Below are 26,262 nucleotides of genomic sequence, written 5' to 3' on the forward strand. Positions count from 1 at the left end.
AAGCGATGGAAAACAAAACAAATATGCCGGGCAACAATCATCCCCTCGGCGGACTCTGGGGGCTGGAGACCACATCGCCCCTGCCTGAGCCGGTTCCTTCCCAGGCTCTGAAAGAAGGTTTCCGAAAGGAAATTTTAGGGCTCCTACGCCTTCGGGTGAACGTCGTTCTGGTCATTGGAGGCACCTTGGTGCCCTTGTTCGGCATTCTGGACGCCTTGCTCTTCCCTGGTCTTTTCGAAAAATTCATTTTCTATCGAACCCTTGCCGCCATCACCTGTTGGGTCCTTTATCTGGTCAATCGGCAAAGCCGCTGGCCGGTGCACAGCTTTGCTCTGGGGACCATCGGCTTTTACGTCGTCGGCCTATGCATTGTGCTCATGATTGTGGACACGGGCGGGACCCACACCCCCTATTATGCCGGCCTGAACCTCGTCTTTTTGACCTATTGCGTGGTCTTGCCCGTTCCTGTCAAGAGATTGGCCCTGCATTGTCTTGTGCTTTATGGGTGTTATATAGGAGCGGCTTTAGGGTTCGATCCCTATCCGACATTGAACACGTTCTTCGCCCATAATCTGTTTATCCTGACGACCTTGTGCATTATTTTGATCGCAGCCCATATGGATCACCGGCACAGGTGGCGGGAATTCCTTCTTCGGCACGAACTGGCGGAAACCCGCGCCAAACTGGAGGAATATTCCAAGAAATTGGAATCCTCTGTGGAGGAAACGGAAGCCAATTATCGGCGCCTCATCGAAAACGCCAATGATGCCATCTTCATTTGCCAGGAAGGACGCATCCGGTTCCCGAACCCACGCACACAAACCCTCTTGGGTCGCCCCTTGGAAGAGATCGAGGAAACGCTGCTGTTGGAATACATTTCCCCGGAAGACCAAGACGTCTTGATGCATCTGTTCGAGTCTCTGGAACTCAATCCGCAGATCACTCCTCCCTTGATGACGCTGCGTCTAACGCATCCTTCGGGGCGCCTCATGTGGGCGGACATGAACGTCGTTCCCATGGAATGGCAACAACGGCCGGCCCTGTTGTGCATCGTGCGCGATGTGACGGACAAGCGGCAGATGGAACAGGAGCTGGTGCAGCTCCAGAAACTGGAAGCCATCGGCACCTTAGCCGGAGGCATCGCCCACGATTTCAATAATATCTTACAAATGATCCAAGGCTATTTGCAGATATTGTCTCAGCGCATGGATTCCGACCATCCCGACCGTGTCTTCTTGGATAAGCTTTTCCAGACGGTAGATCGAGGGGCCAATCTCACCCGACAGCTTTTGATTTATGGCCGAAAAACCGACGAAAAAGTCAGACCCGTGGATATCAACACCGCCGCGTTGCGGGTCTGTGAAATGCTGGAGCGGGTCCTCCCCAAAACCTATCAACTCAACCTGCACCTGGACAGCCATGTGGGTAAAATTGCGGCCGATGTCAATCAACTGGAACAGGTCATCCTCAACCTCGTCATGAACGCCCGGGACGCCATGCCCGACGGCGGCACCATCAGCATTGAAACCGGTCCCGCAACCGTCGGCGACCTCATGGCCCAGAAGTTGGGGATGGTCCGCACAGGACCCGCCGTACGACTCACCATTGCGGACACCGGACCCGGCATCCCCCTTGAGATCCAAGAGCGCATCTATGAACCTTTCTTCACCACCAAGTCTCCGGACAAAGGAACGGGGTTGGGGCTGGCCATTGTCTACAGTGTGATCAAACGATTCGGCGGCGGCATCCAGTGCGAGAGCGAAGCGGGCAAAGGCGCTCGATTTCATCTTTATTTCCCCGTCACGTCGGCCGAGACGATGGTTTCTCCCCAAAAGGAAGAAGACACCGTCCCGGTGAATCTCACAGGCTTGTCCATCCTCTTGGTGGACGACGAGCCCCATCTTTTAGAGATTGGCCGAAACCTTTTGGAAAGTTATGGACTGGAGGTGGTCACGGCACCCGACGGCGAGACGGCCTTGGTTCTTTTGGACACCCTGCCCCAGGTGCCCGATGCCGTCATTTTGGACCTGAATATGCCAGGAATGGGAGGCGCCCGATGCCTGGAAGAAATGCTCCAGAGACACCCGGGTCTTTCCGTCATCATCGCTACAGGGTACCTGGACCCTGAGAAGCGGGAAAATCTCCTTGCCAAGGGAGCGGCCGACTTTGTGGAAAAGCCTTTCCGGTTCGAACGGATCCTCGGTGCCCTCCAGAAGACCCGCCGCTGCAGCCTGGATCCTCTAGAATCTTCCCTTGATCCATGAGATCGCACCAATGCCCACCGTCTTCACAAAGATATCGTGGTGCATTGACGTCTCGTCTGTGCGTTACGGCCTCGCATCAGCTTTTTGAAGCCAGCTCCGTCGATTCGCATGTCGGAAGGTCAGCCGACGATTCTGCTAGATTTTCTTCTTCATGACGAGGAAGCTCGTGTCGTCCACGTCCACGGTGACCATGCGCTGGATGCGAAACCCGAACTTCTCATAAAGGTGCACGGCCCCCGCCGAGATAATCTTGACGTCCAATTCCACGTTCTTGATGCCCCGTTCCTCGAAAGCTGCCAGGGCGCCTTGGACGAGCATGGAGGCGATGCCCCGGCCACGAGCTTCGGGATGCACGGCCACTTTGAGAATGGTCGCCTTTTGGTCTTCCTCACGGCATGTGGCCGCGAGGTAGCCCTGCACTGTGACTCCGTCATCATAGACGAGAAAGAAATCCTTAAGGGCGTTTTCCAGATAATAGGGCGTCCAAGGATTTGGAAAGGAGAGCCTTTCGATTTCCGCAACCCGTTCAAGATCCTTGAATTCGGCATGTCGGACCATGGAATGCTCCGCATCTGCGGGAACTTGAGGGTCATGACGACACCCACAACGCGTCCATGGGTTGGACGTGTTCCCGCATTTTTCCCGAAAGGACCAATTCCAAAAATTCCTCCCCAAGACGGATGGATTTTGAAATCACTGTATCCCAGAATCGCCGGCGCTGAAAATCATTTCCCGCAAAGGTCCAAAAATCTTTTCGATCCGGGATCCGTCCATAGGGAAGCGACGCGATGAAGGATGAGGAGGGGACGACGAGAAGGACGTCGGCCAAACTGTGAAGGGGCGGCCGGCGTCCAGGAAACTTCTTGTCAAACCATCCCGGAACGAGCCGGTGGGTATAGTGCGGGTAGAGCAGCATACGATCTGCCGACGAACGGAGGGGCACGGTCACATGGTAGTCCATCAAGCCTCCGTCCCAATAGGCACCCGGTGGGGCTGCGGGAATGTCCTTGACGGGCTCCATGAGCATGGGTATGGATCCTGAAGCCAGAAGTGCCGGGATCACGTTATCCTCCCGAAGAGGAACACGTCGAGCGGGCCAGGCTCCGTTTTCCACCTCGTCGAAAAGAGAGCTCTGCGGGTGGGTGAAAATTGTCCGCTCAAAAGCGATCCGTAACCACCTGGGGTTCACGCTGTTGGCGAGGGAGGCTCCCGCAAGACCCAAGGCGACCATGGCCGAAGCGTGCGTCTTCAACAAGCCTCGGCCGCGCACGGTCACAATGTGCAGGCGTCGGTGAGGCTGCCCCGCAATCTGTCGAGCCGCTTCCTCTGAAACAAAGGACCGCAACACCCGTCTCAGCACCCGGCTCACTTCCTCTGGGTTCGGCGCCATGCTGTACGCCTGGCCTCGGTACGCCTCCAAGAACGTGTCCAATGCCGCAGCCGGATCCTTCTGACAGTAGGCGGCAAAACGCCATGCGCCGATGGACGCTCCGAGAAAATCCACGGGCGTTTGGAGATGCACCAGTCCCTCGCGGCAAAGGGCTCGGTCTATGCCGTAAAGCACCAGCCACTTCGGGCCTCCGGCCGCACCGAGCATTCCGCAGAGGCGGTCCCACCTCAAGCCTTCGTCTTTGACCATTTCCAAGATCCGCCGACCGGCATAGAAATCCACCCATCGCTTCATGGCTTGTCTGAGGATCCTCCGAAATAATTGCAATTTATAGTCCTGCCCCTTGACCGAAGGGCATCCACGGTCCCGTCATGAACACTGCCGAGGCCCGGGGCACACAGCGGCTTCCGAACTTCCAAATCAAGGCTTCCGCCAACGGTGCCGATTCCGTTCCCGACGACATCGCCGTCGACACAGCTTCGGGGACTGTGTTATCGGAAGAACACGCCGAGGTCCCGAAACCCACCTTTCCAGCCTTCACTGGAAAGATAGCATAACGGGCGGGATTTTTCAGGCGGATGCCGTCTCGTTGCCGCGACCCACGGGAAGACATGATGAGAGTGATCTCCCTCGCACCCACCCATACGGAAAGCCTTGCGGCCCTTGGAGCTCTCGATGTCCTCATGGGAGTCACCGAGGACTGCGATTTCCCGGAAGACGTGCTTCGTCTCAAAACCTACGGGAGTTGGGCCTCCCCTGATCTGAAGGCCGTGCGCGAAGAATCTCCCGATCTCGTGTGCACCTTTGGTCGGCACCAAGAAGAGATCGCCCAATGGTTACGAGATCAGGGCATTTCGGTGTTTCACAGTGAACCGGCCACGATCGACGAATCCCTGGAGTCTATCCGGCTTGTGGCACAACGACTCAGCCGGCCCAACGCCGGGGAACGGCTCGTGTCCCGCTTGGAAGCCCGTCTGCAGGCGGTCGATCGGCACAGGGCCCGCATTCCGGAGGGCAGGCGCCCGAAAATCTTTCGCATTATGCAGTGGAATCCCCTCATCACTGTGGGGCCGGGAGCCTTTCAATACGACGTGATCCACCGCGCAGGAGGGGTCAATCTGTTCTCCCACGGGGATCCTCCCTATGGGGCCGTGCCGCATGAGGAGGCGGCCGCATGGAATCCGGACATCGTGTTTTTTTGTGAGCCCACCATCAAACCCCTTTTGTTCGAGGACCCTCGATGGAAGCACTGTTCCGCCGTCCGGACCGGCAGAGTGTATGAACTCCCGTGCGGGCTCACCTGTCGAGCCGGCCCGAGGATTGTGGACATGACCGAAAATCTGGCCCGAATCGTCGTCAACTGGGTTTCGGAAATGGAAGGGACCTCAAGGCCATAGAGCGAAACGGAGGTATAGAGATTTTTCCCGTTGAGCTCCACGGGGAGTCAATCAGGTTCTTTTCCGCGTATGCCCATGTGGCCGTGGCGGCTAGAAGAGCGACGAGACCCTGACGATGGCCGTTTCCCATGGACACGGCTCCCCGTCGGCACGGAAAAAGAGAAAAATGACCTATAAGGGCACGGGGTTTGCGGACGAAAAGGAGGGGACATGACGGAATGGGTAGGGAGCGGCAACCGTGTGCTTGAGGTGGACTTGTCCCGTCAGACGACCACGACCTTTGAGATTTCGGGGCGCGACCGGGTACAGTATCTCGGCGGGAAAGGGCTGGCATTAAGGTATTTTGCGGAGCGCGTCCGGCCGGGAATCGCTCCTCTGGGGCCAGAGAATGTCATGGCCGTTTTCGCCGGTGTCGTCGTCGCTTCAGGAGCCCCGTGCAGTGCCCGTTTTTCGGCCGTGACGAAGTCTCCTCTCACGGGTCTTGTGGCTTCTTCTTCTTGCGGCGGTCCGTTCGGGATCGCCCTGAAGACGGCCGGCTATGAAGGCCTGATCATTTCAGGGCAATCTCCCGAACCCGTCGTTCTGGAAATCGATGCTCACGGCGTCCGGTTCCTGGATGCGGCGCATCTTTGGGGGCGGGATACCCAGGAAACCCAAGACGCTTTGGATCTCAAGGGCAAAGACGGCGCCCTGGTTATCGGACCGGCCGGAGAAAACCTAGTGCTTTTCGCCAATATCGCTTCCGGCCATCGGTTTTTGGGCCGAGGGGGGTTCGGCGCCGTTTTCGGATCAAAAAAGCTCAAGGCGGTGATCGCCCGAGGTGGCACGGTCAAATATCTGCCTGCGGATCCTGAAGGTTTCGAAAAGACATGTCGGCGCGCCACAGCGTATCTCCATCGCAATCGCTTCACCGGAAATCTTTACCGAAACGCCGGCACGGCCAGCCATGTGGATTTATGCAATACAGGAGGGATCCTTCCTATCCGCAATTTCCAAGATGGGCAAGCTCCTCAGTCTTCTCTGGTCAGTGGCTGGACCATGCGGGATCGTTACGGCGCCAAGCCGAGCACGTGCCGACCTTGCACAATCTTGTGCGGACATAAAGGCGTCTTTTCAGACCACAAGACGCGCCAGCTTCCCGAATACGAAACCGTCGGGTTGTTAGGGACAAATCTGGGCATCTTCGACTCGGAGGCGATTGCCGCCTGGAATGAACTCTGTGGGCGCTTGGGGTTGGATACCATCTCCTGTGGAGGTGTGCTGGCCTATGTCATGGAAGCCTCCGAAAAGGGCCTCTTGGAGTCCCCTCTGCGCTTCGGGTCGACAGAAGGCGTTGCTGAAGCCATCGAGTCGATTGCCTATCGCCGAGGATTGGGGGACGACATGGCCCAGGGGGTGCGCCGTCTTTCCATGAAATTCGGCGGCGCATCGTTTGCCATGCACGTCAAGGGATTGGAGCTGCCGGCGTACGACCCTCGGGGTTCCTGGGGACAAGGGCTGGCCTACGCCGTGGCCAATCGGGGTGGAGACCACCTTTCGGCGACACTTTTCCCCTTGGAAGTCTTTCTCGGATTCCTCCAGCCCCGCACCCCAAAAGCCAAAGCCCATTATGTGCGCTTTTTCGAAAGCCTCTACGCCGGAATCAACTCCTTGCCCACATGCGTGTTCACCACATACGCCTATCTTCTGGAAGCCCCCGTCGCCCGTCTTACGCCCCCGCCCATTTTAGCCTGGACCATGCGAAATTTCCCTGTCCTGGCCCTACGACTCATGGACCTCCGTATCTTCACCAAACTTTTTCAGACCCTCTACGGAATCCCGCTCAGCCAGCAACAATTCCTGAGGGCAGGCGACCGGATCGTCACCCTGGAACGCATGCTCAATGTCATGGAAGGAGTGAGTCGGAAAGACGATACCCTGCCCGAGAGGCTCCTTACGGAATCGAGACCCTGCGATTTCACCGCATATCAGAAGAAAGAGCCCCTATGGCAGCGCCTCGCCCGATTTGGCTGCCCCCGGACACCGCACCCCGTTCCACAACCTCACCTCATCGCCCTTGACGCCATGCTGGATGCTTACTACCTGCTCCGAGGTTACAACAGGAACGGCGTGCCCACGAAAGAAACGGTCCGCCGTCTGCGGCTTCCGGTAAAGACGGCACACCGCGATACCGCTTTTCCCGGGCGGTCCGTGTGGAAAACCGCCGTCGTTCGAGCCTTTTTCTTCATTCTTGGCCGCGCCCTTCAGTCGGCTTCGCGACTGGACGCCGTGTTCCGAAACGAGCTGGCGTCCTGGCCGGAAGGCTTCACGGTGCTTTTCAAGGTGATGCCGTTTGGGCCGAGAATGGCTTTACGGCTGGAACGTCACCACAGGCTCCGCTCGTTGGGTGACAGTGTTTCGGAAAGAGAGGCGGACCTCACGATCGGCTTCAAGAACATGGACACAGCCTACCGGATGCTTACCGCCCGTTTGAGCACGGTGGACGGGTTCGCCCAAAACCGTCTCAGTGTGGTGGGCGATTTGGCTGTGGCCATGCAGCTCACACGCTTGCTGGATCGCGTCCAATGCCTGCTTTACCCTCAATGGATCGCTCAACGTGTGGTCAAACGGGTGCGGCCGATGCCGTTTCACGAGAAGATGTGGAAACGGATTTGGCTGTATTTCCTTGGAATCCCTTTGGGCGTCTGAAAAGGAGCATCCCATGACGGCCTCTTATTTCGAATTTCACTGCCCGGTCAAAATCCTTTCCGGTCCGAACGCCCTGGAAAATCTGCCTTATGAACTGAAAAGGCTCGGCGCGTCACGTCCTTTGTTCATCACCGATCCGGGCGTGACCAAAGCCGGGCTTCTCCCCATCGTGACGGCCACGCTCGATGATTCGGAAGCGGTCGTCGCAGCCGTTTACGACCAGGTTCCGGCAGACTCGTCAGTGACCATCGTCGAGGAAGGGGCAGACGCGTTCCACCGCGGACACTGCGACAGTTTGGTGGCCGTCGGCGGCGGATCGGTCATCGACACGGCCAAGGCAGTGAACATTCTGGTGAGCACGGGGGGAAAACAACTGTTGGAGTATTCCGGGGCTGACCGAATCCACGGACCGCTCAAGCCCCTGATTGTCATCCCCACGACGGCCGGGACGGGGTCGGAAGTCACTCTGGTGGCCGTCATCGCCGACCGTCGCAGGAAGGTCAAGATGGCTTTCGCCTCCAGCCATCTTTATCCTCACGTCGCCATCCTCGATCCCCGCATGACCCTCAGCCTCCCGAAAACACTCACAGCCGCCACCGCCATGGACGCCCTCACCCATGCCGTGGAAGCCTTCATCTCGGTTCAGAAAAACCCTTTGAGCGACGCTTATGCGACGACCGCCGTGCGGCTCATTGTTCAAAATCTGCCCGGCGCCTTACGTGACGGGTCGGATGCGTCGGCGCGGTTGGCCCTTGCCAATGCGGCATGTTTCGCCGGTATCGCTTTTTCCAACGCCATGGTCGGGATGGTGCACGCTCTCGGGCACGCCACAGGGGCCCTGTGCCATGTCCATCACGGCACGGCCATGAACATTTTTCTGCCCCACGGCCTGGAATACAATCTGGACAAACGGCGGGACGCCATCGGGGAACTGCTCTTGCCTTTGACCGGATCCGAAACGTATGCCCAGACACCGGCCGGAGCCCGTGCGGAAAGAACCATCGAGGCCGTGCGGCGATTTCAGGCCCGCGTCCACGAGCTCTCAGGCTTGCCCACACGGTTGCGGGACGCCGACGTCCCGTCGGCGATGTTGGAAAGCATCGCCAGGACAGCTTTGGACGACGGGGCCCTGCTCTTCAATCCCGAGGACATGACTTTTGAGGAAGCCCTTTACGTGCTTCACAAGGCCTATTGAATCCCAGGGGTGCAGCCGTCAATCCCTGCCCAATTCCCATGGGCGGGGTTCGAACGAACAAACCCTCCGGCGATCCGTCAGCACGAGGATGTCTTTAAGGGCTTGAGCGTCCCGTGCATGACGCCACCGCGCGTCGAATTGCGGGTCCTGAACGATTTGGGCCAAAGCGGCGACAGCCTTCAAGTGGAAATTTTGCTCATCAGCCCCAACAAAAAAGAGAAACAAAGCATAAATGGGGCTCTCCAGCCCCGGAAGCCGCAGCCCATGCTGGCTGCGCACCAAAACGACGTCAAAGAGATCCGGCCGACTCGCGCTCACCTGGGCCACGGCGATCCCCGGGAAAATTTCCACCAACCTTACGGTGGGATCTTCTCCTGCGAAATCCTCGCCGGCTTCAAGACGACGTGAGAGGCCTCGCCGGACCAAGATCGGGTTGAGGTGTTCGATCAGGACCTTGAGGTCTCCAGCCTCCTTGAGGTCAATGACCTCAGCCGCCTCAACGATATGATCGAAACGGTCTAAACACAGCTCATCCCGTTCGCGAATGATCTCTTTGAGCTCAGACTCCAGGGCATAGCGCACCACTTTGCGCGCCGAAAGCCTTTCCAACACGTGCAGGAGCGCGTACTCCCGTTGTTGTTTGACTCGCCCGTAAAACCAAAAGAAAACGAGGCCCGACGTGACGAAAATCAAACCAATCAGAAGTATTTGCAGGCCGATTTCAACGAGCAGGAGCACCACGCCGGCAAGGCTGGCGATTTGAAGCCACGGATACCATGGGGCTCGAAACGTGGGTTGGTAGTTCTGAATGCGGCTCTCTCTGAGGATGACGACGCAGGCACTGGTCAATGCCTGTGTCAGGAGAACGACCATTGAGGCCATCTTGACCAATGATTCCAAAGGGAGAAAAAAGAGACCGATGAGGAAGCCTCCCGTGGCGAGTATGGACACCACGGGTGTTTTCCTTTTCGGATGCACGCGACCGAAGAGAGTGGGGAGAAGTTCATCCCGACTGAGGCTCAGGAGATATCGGGATGCCGAAAGAATACCTGCGTTGGCTGTGGTCAGAAAAGCCGTCATGGCCGCCATCGTCAACGCCGATTCTCCGGTTCGGCCCATAAAAACGGCGGCGGCATCACTGATGGGCGTCAAGGAGCGATCCAAGGATTCGGGGCCTAAAATGCCCGAAGTGACGAACACCATGAGACAGTAGACCACGATAGTGACCAAAACGGCCGACAAGAGCCCTAACGGGATGGTTCGCGAAGGATTCTTGACTTCCTCGGCAAGGGCGGAGATCTGAAGCAACCCACCGTAAGAAACAAAGACGAAACCCGCGGTGGCCACCACGGCATTCCATCCGTAGGGCGCGAAAGGCACATAATTTTGAACGCGCACATGAGGAAACCCCAAGGAAATGTAGAGGGACATGAGGCTGAGAAGGATGAGGACAAAAATGATTTGAAACAGGCTGGATCCTTTGGTGCCCCAAAAGTTCAAAAACGTGAAAAAGACACCAATGCCCACCACGAGCAAGCGGGTGTCGAAAGGAAAAAATTTCTCGGTAAACGCCCAGATCCCGACCAGGGCGAAGGCGCTCTTGAGCGTTTGGGCAAACCAACTGAGCAAACCCAGAACCGTGCCCACAGCCGGCCCCATGGCTCGGGCGATGAAAAAGTAATCGCCCCCTGCTTTGGGCATGGCCGAAACCAGCTCGATGGTGCTTAAGGCTGCAGCCGTCATGAGACAGCCTGCCAAAAAGTACGAAAACACCACAGCAGGACCGGCTTTGGCGTGGGCAACCCCCGGTAGGACAAAAATCCCGGAACTCACCATCGTGCCCACGGCAATACAGAAAATGTCCAGCACACCCAGCTGTTTCAACAATTTCTGAGACATCATCGCTCCATCAACGCCCGTGTGGAGCATGGATGCCGGAACGGCGGCCTCCAGGTTCCGACGGCTTGAACCGTCAGCCTCGCATCACCGGGAGTCCGCCGCCATGGGACAGCTTTTTGTCTCCCCAAATGTTTTTTCTCTATTCTGGAAACACTCTGCACCCGGTGGTCCGCTGCGCCCCCGCCCGTTTCATCTCAGCGCCGGCTGCCGATTCCTCCGCCTCCGGCCGCAGGACGGGACGTGGGCCCGTGCTACGCCATGGACTCATCCCAGCCGCCGTGTGGAAAACTGCCAGGGTCCGTGTGTCCCGAACAAACTCGCTGGCGCCACTCCCGTTTCATGGCTTCAATCCGCCGGTCCTTCGCCTCCCACAGCTCATTCATCCACTGCTGGAATCGCTTCTGGAATTCGCGATCATGAAAGTAGTCCCCCAAAAGCTCCTGCCGAATGGGATGGGTCTCCACATGCACCCAAATCTCTCGGACTTTGCCGCACAAAAAACTCCAGAAACTCACCGGCCCTTCCGGATAGACCAGCGTGACATCCACGATGGCGTGGAGCCGTTCCCTCATGGCCGCCAACACCACGGCAGCCCCCCCGGCCTTCGGTCGCAAAAGATGGGTGTAGGGGGAACCTTTCTCAAGGATTTTGGCGACAGTGGCGCGTGTGCCTTCAGCAAAATTCATCACCGCAATGGGCACCCTTTTGAATTTTTCGCAGGCTTTCAGGGTCTCGGCCATATCCCGGGTCTGCACCTCGGGCCTTTTCTGGATAGCCGCCCTGGAGGATCGTTTCATAAAAGGAAAATCCAGAGCCCACCACGCCAAGCCGAGGAAGGGCACGTAGATAAGCTCTTTTTTCAGGAAGAACTTTAGAAAAGGAAGGCGCCGATGGAAGATTTTCTGAAGAACCACAATATCGGTCCAGCTCTGATGATTCGACAAAACCAGATACCAGCCGTTCTCCTTTAAATGATCCAGACCGCTCACTTTCCAGGAAATCTTCTTGGTCAGGGCCAATCCCACATTATTGAGTTTCACCCAGGTTTGGGCGATGGCGTTGAGCACTCGGTCGCACCCCTGTCGCCAACGAGACAAAGGGAGCATCCATTTCAAGGCGGCGGCGACAATCAGAGGCACAAACCAGAAAATCGTGTTGGTCGAAAGCCACACCACCGAAAACAAGCCGTTTAACGGTCCGGGAAGCCAATGGAGCATGGGAGTCTTTCCTTTTGTCGGTCATCACACAATGCGGACCCCCTCGTTAGGGTTCGTTCCACGCCCCCCAACGCTCTGGAGTCCATCAGATGTGTTTATGGGTTGGGGATTTAGCCCGCTTCGGCGATGCTGTAATTCTCATCAATGAAACGTTTGATGAATTGCGCAAGCTCCGCGGTGATGAGGGCACAACGGTTTCCCGCCATGCATTGTTGGACGTCTTCGATGCCGAGCTTAAAGGTAGCGGTACGGGTGTCTTTTTCCAATTGGACGGCATAATTTGTGGCACCGACCAATTTGTCCTTTTTCACCGTGACAAAAATCCCGAATTTGTCAATGTCCGGATAAAGTTCCCTGATCTTGGCTTCCACGTCTTTTTGCTGGAACATGCTCGATCTCCTTTCCTGTCTAACGCAGCACCTTTTCAATTTCTCGCTTGATCACGTTAATGCTTTTCGTCACGGGGATTTCCTTAGGGCATACCCGAGTGCACTCGAAGTGATTTCGACATCCCCACGCGCCGTCCTTGCTATCCACGGCTCGCAACCTGTCGATTGCGGCGGTGTCCCGGCTGTCGAAAATGTAACGGAACGCCCAAACCAGGGGCGCCGGCCCAAGAAACCGCTCGTTTTCCGCCGACACAGGGCATGACGCCACACAACAGGCGCACAGGATGCACCGGATGACATGATCCAATTTCTTCCTCTCTTCCGGGTCCTGCCACCTTTCCCGTTCCGGAGCTTCACTCTGGTTCAGAAGAAAGGGCTTGACCCAACGGACCTTTTCAAAGAAGGGTTCCAGATCGACGACCAAGTCTTTGAGCACCTTGAAAGAAGGCAAGGGCTCCACCAGGACCTCATCGACACCATCGAACTCCTTGACCAAGGTCTGGCACGCCAAAGCGCATCGGCCGTTGATCCGTACCGCATCGGAACCGCACACTCCGTGACCGCACGACATCCGGAAACTTAAACTGCCGTCCTGCTCCCATTTGACGCGGTTCAAGCAATCCAGGATCCGTTCCGTGGGATCCGCCGTGACGCGATAGGTTTGATACCGCGGCTGGGAATCTGTCTCTGGGTCGAAACGAAAGATTCTGAGGGTGAGTTCCATGTCAGTAAAACCTCGGTTTCGGTTGGAATCGAGTGATAACGACGGGTTTGGCGCCAAGCTGGATTTTTCCGTTGTCCTGGAAAACTAAGGTGTGATGCAAATGGGCGCTGTCATCCCTGTGCGGAAAGTCCTCCCGGCTGTGAGCGCCGCGGCTTTCCCGGCGTGCCAATGCAGACACCAGAATGACCTCGGCGAGGGTGAGGAGGGATTCCAATTCCAACGCTTCCATCAAATCCGCATTGTAGCGGGCCCCAAGGTAATCCAGGAAGACGTCTCGACGGTATGCTTCCTGCAACCCGCGGATGGTTTCCAACGCTCTTGTCAGGCCGGCCTCGGTGCGATACACCCCGCAGAAATCCATCATTTCCTGCTGCATGCGTTCCCGCAGAACCGACGCCCGAACACCTCGGGTTTTTTCCTTCAGACGGGCTATCCGCTCCTGAGCCGGCTCCTCGGCTCGAACAGGCAAAGGCACACGGTCCATCCCAGGTACACGGGTCAGCATGTCCCGGCCGGCTCGTCGCCCGAAGACTACCAGATCCAAAAGGGAATTGCATCCTAAGCGGTTGGCTCCGTGGACAGACACACAGGCACACTCCCCGACGGCATAGAGGCCCGGGATTGGCCGGTTGGCCGTGTCCACGGCTTTCCCGTCCACGTCCGTAGGGATACCGCCCATCATGTAGTGGCACGTGGGCTGAACCGGAATGGGTTCCTCCGCCGGGTCGATCCCGAGATAAATGCGCACGAAAGAAGAAATATCTGAGAGTTTTTCGGCCAGTCGAGCCTTTCCCAGATGAGTTAAATCCAGGTGGACGAAATCTCGTCCGTCGATGCCGCGTCCAGCCTGGATTTCGCTCATGATGGCCCGTGAGACGACATCTCGGGCGGCAAGGTCTTTGATCGTCGGTGCGTAGCGCTCCATGAAACGCTCACCTAGACGATTCTTGAGAATCCCACCCTCCCCTCGGGCCGCCTCACTGATCAAGACCCCCAGACCGTAAATGCCGGTGGGATGGAATTGAACAAATTCCATATCCTGCAGGGGAAATCCATGGCGATAGGCGAGGAACACGCCGTCTCCCGTGTTGGCAAAGCAGTTGGACGTCGTCTTGAAAACCTTGCCGAACCCTCCTGTGGCCAGGAGCACGGCCTTGGTGTGAAAGACGTGGAGCTCTCCGGTGGCCCAATCCAGTGTGATGAGTCCGCACACGGCACCATCCCGCACCACCAAGTCCACGACGGCGTGCTCAGGGTAGACATGAATGCCCTTGCGCACACACTGGCCATAAAGCGTGTCCAGAATGACCCGACCGGTGCGATCCGCTGCATAGCACGCGCGTTTTACAGGAGCCTCCCCGAAATTGCGCGTATGCCCTCCAAAAGCCCTCTGGGCCAACGTTCCGTCGGACCTCCTGTTGAAAGGCACACCCATGTGTTCCAGTTCGTAGACGGCACGCGGCCCATCTTGCGCGAGCACCTCGGCGGCGTTTTGATCTGTGAGGTAGTCCCCGCCTTTGACCGTGTCAAACATGTGCCATTCCCAGGAATCCGGCTCCTCGTTGCCCAAGGCGGCGGCAATCCCCCCCTGGGCGGCTCCGGAATGAGACCGGGTGGGAAAGACCTTGCTGATGAGGGCCACATCCAGGTGGTCGGCCGTTTCCACGGCCGCCCTCAGCCCGGCGAGTCCCGAGCCCACAATCACGACGTCGTGGATGTGTTTTTCCGGCATAGAGGTTTCCTTTGCACAATGGCTTCCCAGAGAGCGTCCACCTGTCGGCGGGTGTTTTCCAAGTCCCGGGAATTATCAATGACCACATGAGCGCGTTCCCGTTTCCACCCGATGGGGCGCTGCATCCCCAGGGTTTGCCGCGCCTGGTCGGGAGAAACGTCGTCGCGATGACACAGACGGACCACCTGCGTCTCCGGATCTGCATAGACCAGAATCACCCAGTCGAAGGCATCCTCCATCTGCACTTCAAAGAGCAAAGGGATATCGAAAATCACAGGACGGTCGGGTTCCCGCGCGCAGCATTCCCGCCATGCCGCCTCCATGGCCTGAAGGACTGCGGGATGAACCACGGCGTTCACCTGAGCGCGAAGATTTTCGTCGCAAATGATTCGCTCTCGCAGTTCCCTTCTTTTGAGTTCCCCTGTGGAGGGGTCAAAAAAATCGGGGCCGAGAATCTCCCTGAGCTTGACCCAGGCCGGTCGGCCCGGCGACACGGCACGGCGGGCCGCCTCATCGGCGTCCAGCACCACGGCCCCCTTTTCCCGAAGCATCTGAGCCACGGTGCTTTTCCCGGAGGCGATCCCGCCGGTGAGGGCGATCCGCAGGGGACGCTCCTGAGCCGCCACAGACGCATCACCGGCGAAAGATTTCGATGCCGGCATATCGGGCCGCGTCTCCCAAATCTTCCTGAATCCGAAGCAGCTGATTGTATTTGGCAATGCGGTCCGTACGGGACAGTGACCCGGTTTTGATCTGGCCGGTAGAGGCCGCTACGGCCAAATCGGCGATAAACGTGTCTTCCGTTTCTCCGGACCTGTGGGAAATCACCGCCCGATAGCCGGCACGGTAGGCCATGGCGATGGCATCGAAGGTTTCCGTAACCGTGCCGATTTGATTGAGCTTGATGAGGATCGCGTTGGCCACCCCTTCGTCGATCCCCCGCTCGAGGATTTTTGTATTGGTGACAAAAATATCGTCGCCCACGATTTGGATCCGATCACCCAGCCGTCGAGTCATGGCTTTCCAGCCATCCCAATCGCTTTCGGCCAAACCGTCTTCAATGGACAAGATCGGGTAGCGCTCGACCCAGCTCTCGTAAAGATCGATGACTTCGGCCGAGGACTTCTCCGGTTTCTTTTCCGCTTTCAAAATGTAGCGCCCGTTTTCGTAAAACTCACTGGCCGCCGGATCCAGAGCGATGAACACATCATCGCCGGCGGCATACCCTGCGGCCTGAATGGCTTCCATAATGAGTTCCAGGGCTTCCTCGTTGGAGCGTAGGTTCGGGGCAAAGCCGCCCTCATCGCCGACGGCCGTGTTGTAGCCGCGGGACTTCAACACCTTTTTTAAATGCTGAAAGATTTCGGCGCCCATGCGCAAGGCACCCCGAAAGGTCGGCGCCCCTGCCGGAACGATCATGAATTCTTGGATATCCAAGTTGTTGTCCGCGTGTGCCCCGCCGTTTAGGACGTTCATCATGGGAACCGGAAGCATCCGCGCGGACACGCCCCCCAAATATCGATACAAAGGCAGCTCGCATTCCTCTGCGGTCGCCTTGGCAATGGCCATACTCACCGACAAAATGGCGTTGGCCCCCAGACGGCTTTTGTTTTCCGTCCCATCCAAAGCGATCATAAATCGGTCCAATTCCACCTGGTCTTGCGCATCCATGCCCACGATTTTGGGGCCGATCTCTTCGTTGACGTTCCGAACCGCGTTGAGGACCCCTTTGCCCAGATACCGTTTGGGGTCACCGTCACGCAATTCCAAAGCTTCCCGGGAGCCCGTCGATGCTCCGGATGGCACCGCCGCCCGTCCCATCACCCCCGATTCCAGAATGACTTCTGTTTCCACCGTGGGATTTCCTCGAGAATCCAGGATTTCCCTCGCCCGTACCGAAATGATTTCGCTCATGGATTCCCCCCTTTCTCTGCTCGGGCCGGAGCCTCCATGGCTCCCCGCCCTTCGCCCCACTCAAAAGTCTCCGTCTCCCCTGAGGCACACGGCAAAAGCCTTTCCAGCCGGATCGCTTCCGGACTCACCTTCGCCTGGACAACGCACACGTCAACACCTTGGGCCCGAGCCCATCGGAAGCGCCGGGCATACACCGGATCAATGTGATCCGCCGGAGCGAAACCTTCTGCATCCATCCGCTGCACCACGTAGAGCATGGCGGCTCGTTCTCCACAACGGACCTTTTCCACAAGAACGTCCAAGTGCTTGGTTCCCCGAGCCGTCACCGCATCGGGAAAATAGGCCACCCCCTTTTCCACAAGGGTCACGTTTTTGACTTCCACCCAAAGCGGCCCGGAAGGGGTATCGATGCGGAGGTCCATGCGGCTGTGGTTTCCGGCGGACACTTCCCGCCGGACCACAAGCGCGTCTTGAAAGATCGGCAGGGCGCGCTTTTCCGCGGCGAGAACCGCCAAACGGTTGGGAACCGCCGTGTTGATCCCCACCCAGCCGCCGTTGATGTGAATCATCTCCCACGTGTAAGCCGTTTTGCGCGCCTGAGCGGCAACCGCCTTGGACAAACGCACCGCGGCTCCCACTTCGAGGCACCCTCTCATGGATCCCGAATTGGGGCAATGAACTCTTTCCCGACGGCCGTCCTCCATGAGCACCTCGGCAAGAAACCTGTTAGGTCGAGAGAGGAAAACGGCGGGTATCAGTCCCTGGCCCGGGAAAGCGGTAAAGTCTAAAGAGACTGATTGGATCAAATCATCGAGCATGGTGCGTCCTGGATCGGCTACTAAGATGTGGTGCACGTGAGACCGTCCGCAAAGTGTTTTGATTATAGTCACCGAACACTCAGAGTCAAACCTCGGCGGCGTTTGGCGGCCTTCGGGCAAAAGGCTTTTGGACAGTCTTCTTCGACTGTGCTATACGACGGCCGGCACGGGCTGAGGAAAAAAGGCTCTATGGTGTCGCATCGTAGAAAAAATCTTCTACCCCCACCTTTGGTTCCCGTCGCGGGCTTCGCCGCGATCATCTTTGTGGGAAGCTTGGCATTGCGCATCCTGCCCACTCGAGCCGGAGGCCGCATTCCTTTCATTGACGCGCTGTTCATGGCCACTTCGGCCACGTGTGTCACGGGCCTGAGCCTTTACGACATCGGGAGTCAGTTCACCCCATGGGCCCAAGGGATCCTGCTCGTCTTGATCCAAGTGGGTGGGCTTGGGATCATGCTGCTTTCCACGGTGCTGCTCATGGTCCTTGGGCAGCGCGTTTCTCTGCAATCTCGATTTCTTCTCCAAGACACATACACCTATGGGCGAAGTGTCCAATTATGGACGTTCATCGTCCATGTCGTGCTCTATACCGCCGCGATCGAAGCCACGGGGGCTGCTTTGCTTTTCGGTGCGTTTTTGGATCGAATGCCTCCCGGCCAGGCTTTTTTCCATGCGGTTTTTCACAGTGTGAGCGCTTTCTGCAATGCGGGGTTTTCTCTTTTCCCGAATTCTCTTATGGGCTATCAGAATTCGCCCCTGGTTATACTCGTCATGGCGGGCCTCATCATCCTCGGCGGCATTGGTTTTCTAGTTTTGCACGAGACGGTGCGGGCCGCAAGAAGTCCCAGACCATGGAAACGACTATCCCTCCACTCGAAGCTGTCCGTCAGCACAACGGTCTTCCTCATCCTTTCGGGCACGGTCTTTTTCCTTGCCATGGAATGGACCGCGGCTCTAGCCGATCTCTCCCCCGGCGGCAAGATCTTGGCCTCATTTTTCCAATCCGTCACCACACGCACGGCCGGTTTCAACTCTTTAGACTTCGCCCGAATGAAAGATTTGACCCTCTTGGGAACCATCCTGCTCATGTTCGTCGGGGCCTGTCCAGGTTCTACGGGAGGCGGGGTAAAAACCACCACCGTCGCCGTCTTGGCCGCCCTCAGTCGGGCCCGTTTGAAAGGAAGCCCCTGCGTCCATGCTTTTCGACGAAGCATTCCCGATGAATCCCTCCGGCGTGCCTTTTCCGTCTTCGTTTTATCGGCCGTGGTCGTGGTCATGGGAACTGGGTGCTTGTTGGGATCAGAGTTAGGGCACTTGGGTGCGGAGGAGAGTCGGGGACGATTTCTGGAAATCCTTTTTGAAGCCACATCCGCCTTTGGCACGGTCGGCCTTAGCCTTGGCGCCACCCCCACGCTGAGCTTTTGGGGAAAAATCACCGTCATCGGTCTGATGTTCATCGGCCGGCTCGGACCCCTGGTGCTCGCCATGGCTATTCAGCCGGCAAAGAAAACCAGTCGTTACGAATACGCCGAAGAACCCGTCATGATCGGCTGAAAGGATCCAACGTGAAGCGTATCGCCATCATCGGTTTAGGGAACTTTGGCTTTTACCTCGGCCGCGAACTGTCCCGACAAGGATTTGACGTGCTGGGGTTGGACATTCGAAAAGACGCCGTCCAGCACGCCAAGAACGACTTGACTGTCGCGGTAGCGGCAGACGCCACAGTGAAAGAAAATCTGCTCGACCTCGGGATCGCCGAAGCGGATGTCGCCGTGGTGACCATTGGAACGAACATGCTCGCAAGCATCCTCACCACGTTTCTCTTGAAAGAGATCGGCGTCCCGCAGGTCTACGCGAAAGCCCTGAGCGAGGAGCACGAAAGGATTCTCAAACGCGTCGGCGCCGATCATATCCTTTTTCCCGAAAAGGACATGGCCATCAGTCTATCTCGACGTCTGGCCAATCCGAATATCCTGGAGTATCTCCCGTTTATCGGCGACCACGGGATCTTCGAATTGGAGGCCCCGCCCGATTTCATAGGCAAGACCTTGAGAGATTTGGATCTCATCAATCGATATGGCACCCAGGTCCTTGCCGTCCGGCGGGAACCCGACAACAAGCTCACATTTATCCCCAAGGCTGATTTTGTCATCAATGCCGAAGATGTTCTGATCCTCTTAGCGCCCAACAAGGCCATGGAACAACTGCAGAAAACAACCCGAACGGGTCGTTGATGGCCCCATGCGAAGTGATGACGCCACACGTGGGCAACGCCTGGCTAGGTCTTGAGATTTTCATGATCAGTGGAGGATTCGACAAGGAACTGTGGTCGCCGTCGGGCTTCATCCAAAGCCCTCCAGAGATACTCACCTAGGATGCTCATCATGATCATCTGCACGCCCCCGATGACAAGAACAATCACCATAAGAGACGCCCAGCCTTGAGGTGGAGATCCCGTGAGGGCATTGGCGATCACAACGCACGCGTATAAAAACCCTGCAAAAGAAATGAGTATTCCCACAGCCGCCATGACCCTTATGGGCAAATAGGAAAAAGAGGTTACGGAATCGAGGAAAAGTTTTAGCTTCTTACTCAAATTCCATCCCGATCGTCCATGAAGCCTGGCCTGCTTGTCGTAGAGTATCGAGGTTTGCCGAAAACCCATCCACGTCAGCAACGCCATAAGGCTGACATTTCGCTCCCGGAACTGCCGCAGAGCTTCCACAACACGCGCGTCGGCCAAAAAGAAGTCGGCACCGGTGGCCGGCAGTTCTTTCAGCCCGAAAAGCCTTCGCATCAAGAAGTAATAAAATCTTGAGAAAGTGATAGTCCGCTGTTTTTCACCTTCACGACGGTTCCGAACAGCCCAAACCACCTGTGCGCCATTGAGCCATTGCCTGATCATTTGCGGAATTAACTCTGGGGGATCTTGGCAGTCCGCCGCGAGAACCACCGCACATTGACCTCTTGTGTGATGGAGGCCACAGACCAAAGCCACGTGAGAGCCGCAATTACGGGAGAGCCGAAAGCCGCGAACCCTGCGGTCCCGAGTCGATAGAGCTCGCAGAACCTCAAAGGTTTCGTCGGCAGAGTGATCATCGACGACGATCCACTCCCAATGGACGCGTGACTCTGTGAAGACGCGATGCAGCCTCTCATAGAGAACGGGGAGGTTTCCAGCCTCGTTGAAGGCTGGGGTGACCACGGAAATCAATGTTGTCCCTGTTGTCCCAGGGGTGATCTCGGTCATTTCGGCTGAAGCCCCTTGAGCGACTTCCGCGCTCGATCTGCAGCTCATGAATGGCACACTTTCCTCAGGGCATCGGCAACACGGATTTGATCTTCCTCGGTCATTTCGTGATAGAGAGGAAGAATCACGCAATGATCCTGAGCTTGCTCACTTTCCCGCAACCGGGCGCAGGCATTTTGCGGGCACCCACAGGGTCCGGGCCCGAGGCCGCATGACCACTCCTCTTTCAGGTAGGCCGGTTCCCGATGCGCACACATAATACCCCGACGCGAGGCAATCCCTTCGTCCAAAAGGGCCTGCATCGCCGCCTGCTGATTCACACTCTCCGGCAGTCTGACACAAAAGCTCTGCCAATTGGTTCGTGCCCAAGGCGGTTCTTCGGGCAGCACGAGTCCGGGGATATCTTGGAGAAGCTCTTTGTAGCGCCGCACTTGATCGCGCCGTTTCGCGATCATCTCGGGAAGCTTTTTTAACTGTTCTCGACCAAAAGCCGCTTGAATGTCCGTCATACGGTAATTGAAACCCAAAGACGCGTAGGACTCGAAAATCACTTCTCTCGCGCCATGGCGAACAGCATCGGGGACGGTCATCCCATGCTGACGCCAAAGGCGGAACTTTTGATCCCACTCCCCACGGCTCGTGGTCAGCATGCCGCCGTCTCCAGTAGTCAGCATCTTTCGGGGATGAAAAGAAAAGCAGGCAATATCTCCATGGGGTTTCCCAATCTTCTCCCATCGACCCTGCCATAAAATCTCGCTTCCCACCGCACAGGCCGCATCTTCGATGACAAACAAGCCGTGGCGCTTGGCCACGTCACAGACCGCCTCAAGGTGACAGGGCATTCCCATCTGATGGACGCACAGAACGGCACGCGTCCGGGGGGTAATGACCGATTCGATGAGGGACGGGTTCATATTGAAGGTGGTTGGTTCCACATCCACAAAAACGGGGATGGCGCCGCAGTATCGGATGCTGTTGGCGGTCGCGATGAAGGAATGGCTGACGGTAATGACCTCGTCTCCAGGAGCCACACCGACAGCCAACAGCGCCAGATGAAGCGCCGTGGTACAACTGGAGACAGCGCACGCATGAAGCGCCCCGACGAAAGAGGCAAACTCCTTCTCAAAAGCCGCCACCTCCGGCCCCTGAGTCACCCAACCGGACCGGATCACACGCTCCACAGCCTCCACTTCACGTGCGTCGGTCCAAGGTTTCGCAACGGGGATTTCAATCACGGGACGCTCCTTTGCCAGTTGCGAACGACCTCTTGTTTCAATAGCTCTTCCGGAGAGAGTCCTGTGCTGAGATACCACTCCCGTAGGGCTCTGAGCCCCTCATCCAGCCCTACCTGTGGTTCGAAGTGGAGAAGCTTTTTCGCCCTGGTCGTCTCCGCGCAGAGCCTGAGCACATCCCCCGGACGCGGCTCCTCGTAGAGGATCTCTGCAGGGGCTTGACCTTCCAGCTCCGCTACCTTCATGGCCAGACTCTTGATGCTGATCTCCTCGCCACTCCCTAAATTGATGGTCTGACCTATGGCCTCGTCGGTCATGCCGGCCGCAACAATCCCGCGGGCCGTATCCGCCACATAAGTGAAGTCACGGGTCTGATGTCCGTCCCCAAAGATCACCATAGGCCGTCGAGCCATGCATCTCAGCAAAAATTTAGGGATCACTTCCCCGCTGTCCCCCTCGTGATGGCATCGAGGCCCGTAGGCGTTAAAGGGCCTCACAATCACTGTGGGATACCGATAGGTTTCGTAAAAGGCTCTGGCATAACACTCCCCGGCCAATTTCGACGCTCCATAAACGGTGTGTGGAAAGGTGGGGTGCTCCTCGGACATGGGTACCCACCGGGCCGTTCCATAAACCTCGGAACTGGACACATATACAAATCTTTTCACTCCCAGTCTCTTCGCCATGGCCAGCATTTGGAGCGTCGCGGTGGCATTGACGTCGTGATTTTCGATGGGAGAATGAATCGAATGGCGAACTCCCAAACACGCGAGGTGGAACACAATATCCACGTGTTCCATGCACTCCGCCATTCGCGGGTAATCCCGAATGTCAGCCTGGACAAAAGACATCCGCTCTTCAGGAAGCCCTTGAAGATTTTCCACCTTTCCGTTGACCAAATTATCAATCACGGTCACTTTCAGGTTGCGACTGACGAGCTGCCGCACCAGCTCCGAACCGATAAAGCCCGCTCCACCTGTCACAAGGCAATGCATTCCAAACCCCTCGGTCAACGTCCTAATCGAGTGCCCTTCTCACAACCTCCGCGACCCTGTGGATCGCTGCGTCCGAAAGCTCCGCGTACATGGGCAGAGAAAGGACCTGTTCCGCCGCGGCCTCACTGCATGGAAAATCACCACGTCGGTACCCCAGGTCTGAATGGGCTTCGAGCAAATGAACGGGAATAGGATAATGGATTCCCGTATGAATATTTTCCTTGGTTAAAGTTTCTTGCAAGAAAGTCCTCTGCGATGTACGGATTGCATAAATATGATAGACATGTTTCACTTCAGGCCTTTGATGTGGAGTTTCCACAGCCGAGTCAGTGAGCAAGGCGTCATAGAGAGCTGCATGCCTTCGTCGCGCCTCTGTCCAGGCTTCCAGGTAACGCAACTTGACCCCGAGAATCGCCCCTTGCAGTGCTTCCATGCGGTAATTATATCCCTTGAGCACATGATTGTATTTGGTTTCCGCACCCCAGTCCCGAAGCATGCGAATCAGACGGGCGTACTCAGGATTGTCAGTCACCACCGCCCCCGCTTCTCCATAAGCTCCCAAATTCTTTCCGGGATAGAAACTGAAACATCCCATGTCCCCCAAGGTGCCTACTCGACGGCCTTTGTACTCGGCCCCATGCGCCTGCGCCGCATCCTCGATGACGGCAAGGCCGTAGTGCCTGGCAATCTCAAGAATGGGATCCATCTCTGCGGGTTGCCCGTACAAGTGGACGGGAACCACGGCTTTCGTGGCTGGTGTGATCGCTTCTTCAAGCCGTTTCGGATCCAAAGTGAAAGAGACAGGATCGATGTCCACAAAAACGGCTCGGGCACCCGTGTAGCGTATGGCCGCCACTGTGGCCACGAACGTAAAGGGCACGGTGATCACTTCATCCCCCGGCCCAATTCCTGCCGCTAAAAACGCTAAATGTAATGCGCTTGTCCCGGAATTCACCCCGACGGCATATCGAGCGCCGCAATAGGCCGCGAAAGCCTCTTCGAAAGCGCTGACGTGGGGGCCTAAAACAAACTGGCAGCTCTCCAGAACCTGACTCACGGCCTTTTGGATTTCGTGCTGGAGGGTTACGTACTGGGCTTTGAGATCTACGAAAGGGATCATCATCGGCATCTCCCGTCATAGCTGAACGAGTCGGCCCTGCGCCCGCATGGATTCTGTGGCGGCTTCCAACATTCTCACGACTCTGAGCCCTGCCTCTCCGTCGCTTAAGGGTCGGGCAGCGTTTTCAATGCACTGGAGAAAGTGCATGACTTCCGTTCGAAGCGCTTCGGTGAGATCCAGCCGCGGGGCCCACATATCCCCGGTTCTGTAACCAATGAGCATTTGATACAAGCTTTCGCCATTCTTATCGACCATAATTCCCTTATCGTATACCTTGACCTTTTCACTCGGTTCGAGATCGTCATACACGATCATCTTCTGACTTCCACCGATAAGGGTAGAGCGCAACTTGACGGGAGCCAGCCAGTTGACATGAATGTGAGCTATGAGATTTCCGTGAAAGAACAGCGTCATATAAGCAATGTTTTCAGGACTCCCGGGCACGTGGCTCATTCCCGTGGCGGACACTGCGATGGGTGGAACTGGCAAGACATGATCCATGATCGAAAGGTCATGGACCGCCAAATCCCATATAACGTTCACGTCGTGCTGAAAAATACCGAGGTTGATCCGCACGGAGTCGTAATAATATATTTCTCCGAGTTCGCCATGCTCCACCAAGTCTTTTATTTTACGCACAGCCCCCGTATAAACAAACGTGTGATCGACCATCAAGACCAAGTTGCGACGTGCGGCCTCTTCGATGAGATGCTCCGCCTGCTGGGATGAGGCGGTCAACGGCTTCTCCACCAAGACGTGCTTCCCCGCCTCAAGAGCTGTCCGGGCCAATTCGTAGTGGGTGGAAACCGGGGTCGCGATGGCTACCGCATCGACCTGGGGATCCACGATGAGCTCTTCGTGATTCGTCATCACCTTGATGCCGGGATAACGGATGCTGGCAAGACGGAGCCGCTCTTGGCGCAAATCAGAAACCGCCACCACCTTGGCGCCCGCAGCTTCGGCGAAGTTTCTTACCAGGTTGGGCCCCCAGTACCCATAGCCAATGACACCGATTCCAATCATCACCCTCTCCTTACCCCTTCCTTCATCCTGAGCTCACCACCAAAATCCCGATGAGGATGAAACACATTCCCAGAATTTTCCCCAACGTCAAAGATTCATCAAACCACATGAGGGAACCCAACGTCACAAATAAAAACGTCATTCCCACAAGTATGGGGTAACTCGTACTGAGATTCTCCGTCGAAATCACTCGAAACCATATAATCGAGGCAACAGCATAGAGAATGACCCCGATGTCCAAGAGAGGCTGCCTGAACAACCTCAAGAGGTCCCCAAACAAGGTCTCGGGACCGAACTGAATCCCTCCGGCCCTCAATATCCCTTCCCTCATCAACAGGTTCGCTCCGGCTGTTGTGGCCGCTGTCAGCACGATGAAAAAGAGAGCTTGTTTCGTCACGCCCCCTCACCCAGCCTCTCTGTGATACTCCGAAGGCAACGCGCCGGCACTCCAACGACGACACTGTAATCCGGCACATCGCGAGTCACAACGGCCCCAGCGCCCACCAATGCCCCTTCACCAATGGTCACTCCACACAAGATGACGGCCCCACTGCCGATGGAGGCTTTCCTCTTGACCAATGTCGGGATGACGGTCCAGTCGTCCTCCGTTTGTAATCGCCCCTCGCACGCGGCTCTTGGATAACGATCGTTGACAAACACAACGCCGTGCCCAATGAAGACTTCATCTTCAATGGTCACTCCCTCACAAATAAACGTATGTGTAGAGATCTTACAATAGGATCCAACAATAGCGTTTTTCTGAATCTCCACAAAAGCCCCGATCTTTGTTCCATCACCAATCGTACAGCCATACAAATTCACCAAATCAGGATGATGAATATGAACGCCTTTCCCCATCTTGACATTCGGTGCTACCGGCATAACCAATATCCTTCCAAGCGTCTTCACCAGACCTTCATACTATACCCTTGCTCTCAAAAAGGAGCCCGCTTTCTATAGCACCAAAAGCGCCCGGAGCCAAGATTAAGTAACACGCCCACCGGAACGTGGATCC

The 26,262-nt window shown here is 56.7% G+C and carries 23 protein-coding genes; 6 read left to right on the forward strand and 17 right to left on the reverse strand.

The window, feature by feature from the left end:
- Positions 1–5 precede the first annotated feature (5 nt).
- Positions 6–2,264: a two-component system sensor histidine kinase NtrB gene (locus ACZ5K9_RS05375; RefSeq protein ID WP_464273396.1), complete on the forward strand. Its 2,259-nt coding sequence runs from the start codon at positions 6–8 to the stop codon at positions 2,262–2,264.
- A gap of 135 nt (positions 2,265–2,399) precedes the next feature.
- On the opposite strand, the gene ACZ5K9_RS05380 is transcribed toward ACZ5K9_RS05375, so the two are convergent.
- Both ACZ5K9_RS05380 and ACZ5K9_RS05385 read right to left on the reverse strand, forming a co-directional pair.
- Positions 2,400–2,822: a GNAT family N-acetyltransferase gene (locus tag ACZ5K9_RS05380; protein ID WP_464273397.1), complete on the reverse strand. Its 423-nt coding sequence runs from the start codon at positions 2,820–2,822 to the stop codon at positions 2,400–2,402.
- A gap of 31 nt (positions 2,823–2,853) precedes the next feature.
- The gene (locus ACZ5K9_RS05385) at positions 2,854–3,948 is read right to left on the reverse strand and encodes a hypothetical protein (RefSeq protein WP_464273398.1); all 1,095 of its coding nucleotides are present in this window, start codon (positions 3,946–3,948) and stop codon (positions 2,854–2,856) included.
- A 317-nt stretch (positions 3,949–4,265) separates the two neighbouring features.
- On the opposite strand from ACZ5K9_RS05385, the gene ACZ5K9_RS05390 reads away from it, so the two are divergent.
- From ACZ5K9_RS05390 to ACZ5K9_RS05400, 3 genes are all read left to right on the forward strand, one after another.
- Positions 4,266–5,051, forward strand: coding sequence for an ABC transporter substrate-binding protein (locus ACZ5K9_RS05390; RefSeq protein WP_464273399.1), 786 nt, complete (start codon positions 4,266–4,268; stop codon positions 5,049–5,051).
- Positions 5,052–5,261: 210 nt separating this feature from the next.
- Positions 5,262–7,739 carry an aldehyde ferredoxin oxidoreductase C-terminal domain-containing protein gene (locus tag ACZ5K9_RS05395; RefSeq protein WP_464273400.1) on the forward strand — a complete coding sequence of 826 codons (2,478 nt, stop codon included), beginning with the start codon at positions 5,262–5,264 and terminating at the stop codon, positions 7,737–7,739.
- Between the two features lie 13 nt (positions 7,740–7,752).
- Positions 7,753–8,934 (forward strand): iron-containing alcohol dehydrogenase, encoded by a 1,182-nt coding sequence (locus ACZ5K9_RS05400; RefSeq protein WP_464273401.1) that lies wholly within the window; start codon positions 7,753–7,755, stop codon positions 8,932–8,934.
- 18 nt (positions 8,935–8,952) lie between these two features.
- On the opposite strand, the gene ACZ5K9_RS05405 is transcribed toward ACZ5K9_RS05400, so the two are convergent.
- The 8 genes from ACZ5K9_RS05405 to sfsA all read right to left on the reverse strand — a co-directional run bounded on the left by ACZ5K9_RS05405 (position 8,953) and on the right by sfsA (position 17,627).
- Complete coding sequence (locus tag ACZ5K9_RS05405; RefSeq protein ID WP_464273402.1) at positions 8,953–10,836, reverse strand: amino acid permease; 1,884 nt, start codon at positions 10,834–10,836, stop codon at positions 8,953–8,955.
- 248 nt (positions 10,837–11,084) lie between these two features.
- The gene (locus ACZ5K9_RS05410) at positions 11,085–12,050 is read right to left on the reverse strand and encodes an acyltransferase (protein WP_464273403.1); all 966 of its coding nucleotides are present in this window, start codon (positions 12,048–12,050) and stop codon (positions 11,085–11,087) included.
- Positions 12,051–12,160: 110 nt separating this feature from the next.
- Positions 12,161–12,439, reverse strand: coding sequence for a hypothetical protein (locus tag ACZ5K9_RS05415; protein WP_464273404.1), 279 nt, complete (start codon positions 12,437–12,439; stop codon positions 12,161–12,163).
- Positions 12,440–12,458: 19 nt separating this feature from the next.
- Positions 12,459–13,163: a succinate dehydrogenase/fumarate reductase iron-sulfur subunit gene (locus ACZ5K9_RS05420; RefSeq protein WP_464273405.1), complete on the reverse strand. Its 705-nt coding sequence runs from the start codon at positions 13,161–13,163 to the stop codon at positions 12,459–12,461.
- Position 13,164: 1 nt separating this feature from the next.
- Positions 13,165–14,895: a succinate dehydrogenase flavoprotein subunit gene (sdhA, locus tag ACZ5K9_RS05425; RefSeq protein ID WP_464273406.1), complete on the reverse strand. Its 1,731-nt coding sequence runs from the start codon at positions 14,893–14,895 to the stop codon at positions 13,165–13,167.
- Positions 14,865–15,557, reverse strand: a complete 693-nt coding sequence (gene coaE / locus ACZ5K9_RS05430) for a dephospho-CoA kinase (RefSeq protein ID WP_464273407.1) — start codon at positions 15,555–15,557, stop codon at positions 14,865–14,867. Before coaE ends, sdhA begins: the two co-directional genes overlap by 31 nt.
- Positions 15,529–16,809, reverse strand: coding sequence for a phosphopyruvate hydratase (eno, locus tag ACZ5K9_RS05435; protein WP_464273408.1), 1,281 nt, complete (start codon positions 16,807–16,809; stop codon positions 15,529–15,531). The genes coaE and eno overlap by 29 nt, the downstream gene beginning before the upstream one ends.
- Positions 16,806–17,627, reverse strand: coding sequence for a DNA/RNA nuclease SfsA (gene sfsA, locus ACZ5K9_RS05440; protein ID WP_464273409.1), 822 nt, complete (start codon positions 17,625–17,627; stop codon positions 16,806–16,808). Before sfsA ends, eno begins: the two co-directional genes overlap by 4 nt.
- Positions 17,628–17,816: 189 nt before the next feature.
- Here sfsA and ACZ5K9_RS05445 point away from each other — a divergent pair, with 189 nt between their 5' ends.
- Positions 17,817–19,181, forward strand: a complete 1,365-nt coding sequence (locus ACZ5K9_RS05445; RefSeq protein WP_464273410.1) for a TrkH family potassium uptake protein — start codon at positions 17,817–17,819, stop codon at positions 19,179–19,181.
- Positions 19,182–19,192: 11 nt separating this feature from the next.
- A complete protein-coding gene (locus ACZ5K9_RS05450) occupies positions 19,193–19,861 on the forward strand; it encodes a potassium channel family protein (protein WP_464273411.1) in 669 nt (222 codons plus the stop codon).
- 44 nt (positions 19,862–19,905) lie between these two features.
- On the opposite strand, the gene ACZ5K9_RS05455 is transcribed toward ACZ5K9_RS05450, so the two are convergent.
- The 7 genes from ACZ5K9_RS05455 to ACZ5K9_RS05485 are packed head-to-tail and all read right to left on the reverse strand — an operon-like array spanning position 19,906 to position 26,129.
- Complete coding sequence (locus ACZ5K9_RS05455; RefSeq protein WP_464273412.1) at positions 19,906–20,925, reverse strand: glycosyltransferase family 2 protein; 1,020 nt, start codon at positions 20,923–20,925, stop codon at positions 19,906–19,908.
- Positions 20,922–22,112: a DegT/DnrJ/EryC1/StrS family aminotransferase gene (locus tag ACZ5K9_RS05460; protein ID WP_464273413.1), complete on the reverse strand. Its 1,191-nt coding sequence runs from the start codon at positions 22,110–22,112 to the stop codon at positions 20,922–20,924. Before ACZ5K9_RS05460 ends, ACZ5K9_RS05455 begins: the two co-directional genes overlap by 4 nt.
- Positions 22,109–23,104 (reverse strand): SDR family NAD(P)-dependent oxidoreductase, encoded by a 996-nt coding sequence (locus tag ACZ5K9_RS05465; RefSeq protein WP_464273414.1) that lies wholly within the window; start codon positions 23,102–23,104, stop codon positions 22,109–22,111. Before ACZ5K9_RS05465 ends, ACZ5K9_RS05460 begins: the two co-directional genes overlap by 4 nt.
- A gap of 22 nt (positions 23,105–23,126) precedes the next feature.
- On the reverse strand, positions 23,127–24,224 hold the full coding sequence (locus ACZ5K9_RS05470; RefSeq protein ID WP_464273931.1) for a DegT/DnrJ/EryC1/StrS family aminotransferase: 1,098 nt from the start codon (positions 24,222–24,224) through the stop codon (positions 23,127–23,129).
- 15 nt (positions 24,225–24,239) lie between these two features.
- Positions 24,240–25,247 carry a Gfo/Idh/MocA family protein gene (locus ACZ5K9_RS05475; protein ID WP_464273415.1) on the reverse strand — a complete coding sequence of 336 codons (1,008 nt, stop codon included), beginning with the start codon at positions 25,245–25,247 and terminating at the stop codon, positions 24,240–24,242.
- 22 nt (positions 25,248–25,269) lie between these two features.
- The gene (locus ACZ5K9_RS05480) at positions 25,270–25,644 is read right to left on the reverse strand and encodes a DMT family transporter (protein WP_464273416.1); all 375 of its coding nucleotides are present in this window, start codon (positions 25,642–25,644) and stop codon (positions 25,270–25,272) included.
- Positions 25,641–26,129 (reverse strand): acyltransferase, encoded by a 489-nt coding sequence (locus ACZ5K9_RS05485; RefSeq protein WP_464273417.1) that lies wholly within the window; start codon positions 26,127–26,129, stop codon positions 25,641–25,643. The genes ACZ5K9_RS05480 and ACZ5K9_RS05485 overlap by 4 nt, the downstream gene beginning before the upstream one ends.
- Positions 26,130–26,262: the final 133 nt, after the last annotated feature.

The organism is Desulfosoma profundi (assembly GCF_055387865.1).

Bases quoted from the DNA above. Each gene is read 5' to 3' on its own strand.
- ACZ5K9_RS05375 (WP_464273396.1), top strand. From the start codon at position 6: ATGGAAAACAAAACAAATATGCCGGGCAACAATCATCCCCTCGGCGGA.
- ACZ5K9_RS05380 (WP_464273397.1), bottom strand. From the start codon at position 2,822: ATGGTCCGACATGCCGAATTCAAGGATCTTGAACGGGTTGCGGAAATC.
- ACZ5K9_RS05385 (WP_464273398.1), bottom strand. From the start codon at position 3,948: ATGAAGCGATGGGTGGATTTCTATGCCGGTCGGCGGATCTTGGAAATG.
- ACZ5K9_RS05390 (WP_464273399.1), top strand. From the start codon at position 4,266: ATGATGAGAGTGATCTCCCTCGCACCCACCCATACGGAAAGCCTTGCG.
- ACZ5K9_RS05395 (WP_464273400.1), top strand. From the start codon at position 5,262: ATGACGGAATGGGTAGGGAGCGGCAACCGTGTGCTTGAGGTGGACTTG.
- ACZ5K9_RS05400 (WP_464273401.1), top strand. From the start codon at position 7,753: ATGACGGCCTCTTATTTCGAATTTCACTGCCCGGTCAAAATCCTTTCC.
- ACZ5K9_RS05405 (WP_464273402.1), bottom strand. From the start codon at position 10,836: ATGATGTCTCAGAAATTGTTGAAACAGCTGGGTGTGCTGGACATTTTC.
- ACZ5K9_RS05410 (WP_464273403.1), bottom strand. From the start codon at position 12,050: ATGCTCCATTGGCTTCCCGGACCGTTAAACGGCTTGTTTTCGGTGGTG.
- ACZ5K9_RS05415 (WP_464273404.1), bottom strand. From the start codon at position 12,439: ATGTTCCAGCAAAAAGACGTGGAAGCCAAGATCAGGGAACTTTATCCG.
- ACZ5K9_RS05420 (WP_464273405.1), bottom strand. From the start codon at position 13,163: ATGGAACTCACCCTCAGAATCTTTCGTTTCGACCCAGAGACAGATTCC.
- sdhA (WP_464273406.1), bottom strand. From the start codon at position 14,895: ATGCCGGAAAAACACATCCACGACGTCGTGATTGTGGGCTCGGGACTC.
- coaE (WP_464273407.1), bottom strand. From the start codon at position 15,557: ATGCCGGCATCGAAATCTTTCGCCGGTGATGCGTCTGTGGCGGCTCAG.
- eno (WP_464273408.1), bottom strand. From the start codon at position 16,809: ATGAGCGAAATCATTTCGGTACGGGCGAGGGAAATCCTGGATTCTCGA.
- sfsA (WP_464273409.1), bottom strand. From the start codon at position 17,627: ATGCTCGATGATTTGATCCAATCAGTCTCTTTAGACTTTACCGCTTTC.
- ACZ5K9_RS05445 (WP_464273410.1), top strand. From the start codon at position 17,817: ATGGTGTCGCATCGTAGAAAAAATCTTCTACCCCCACCTTTGGTTCCC.
- ACZ5K9_RS05455 (WP_464273412.1), bottom strand. From the start codon at position 20,925: ATGAGCTGCAGATCGAGCGCGGAAGTCGCTCAAGGGGCTTCAGCCGAA.
- ACZ5K9_RS05465 (WP_464273414.1), bottom strand. From the start codon at position 23,104: ATGCATTGCCTTGTGACAGGTGGAGCGGGCTTTATCGGTTCGGAGCTG.
- ACZ5K9_RS05470 (WP_464273931.1), bottom strand. From the start codon at position 24,224: ATGATCCCTTTCGTAGATCTCAAAGCCCAGTACGTAACCCTCCAGCAC.
- ACZ5K9_RS05475 (WP_464273415.1), bottom strand. From the start codon at position 25,247: ATGATTGGAATCGGTGTCATTGGCTATGGGTACTGGGGGCCCAACCTG.
- ACZ5K9_RS05485 (WP_464273417.1), bottom strand. From the start codon at position 26,129: ATGCCGGTAGCACCGAATGTCAAGATGGGGAAAGGCGTTCATATTCAT.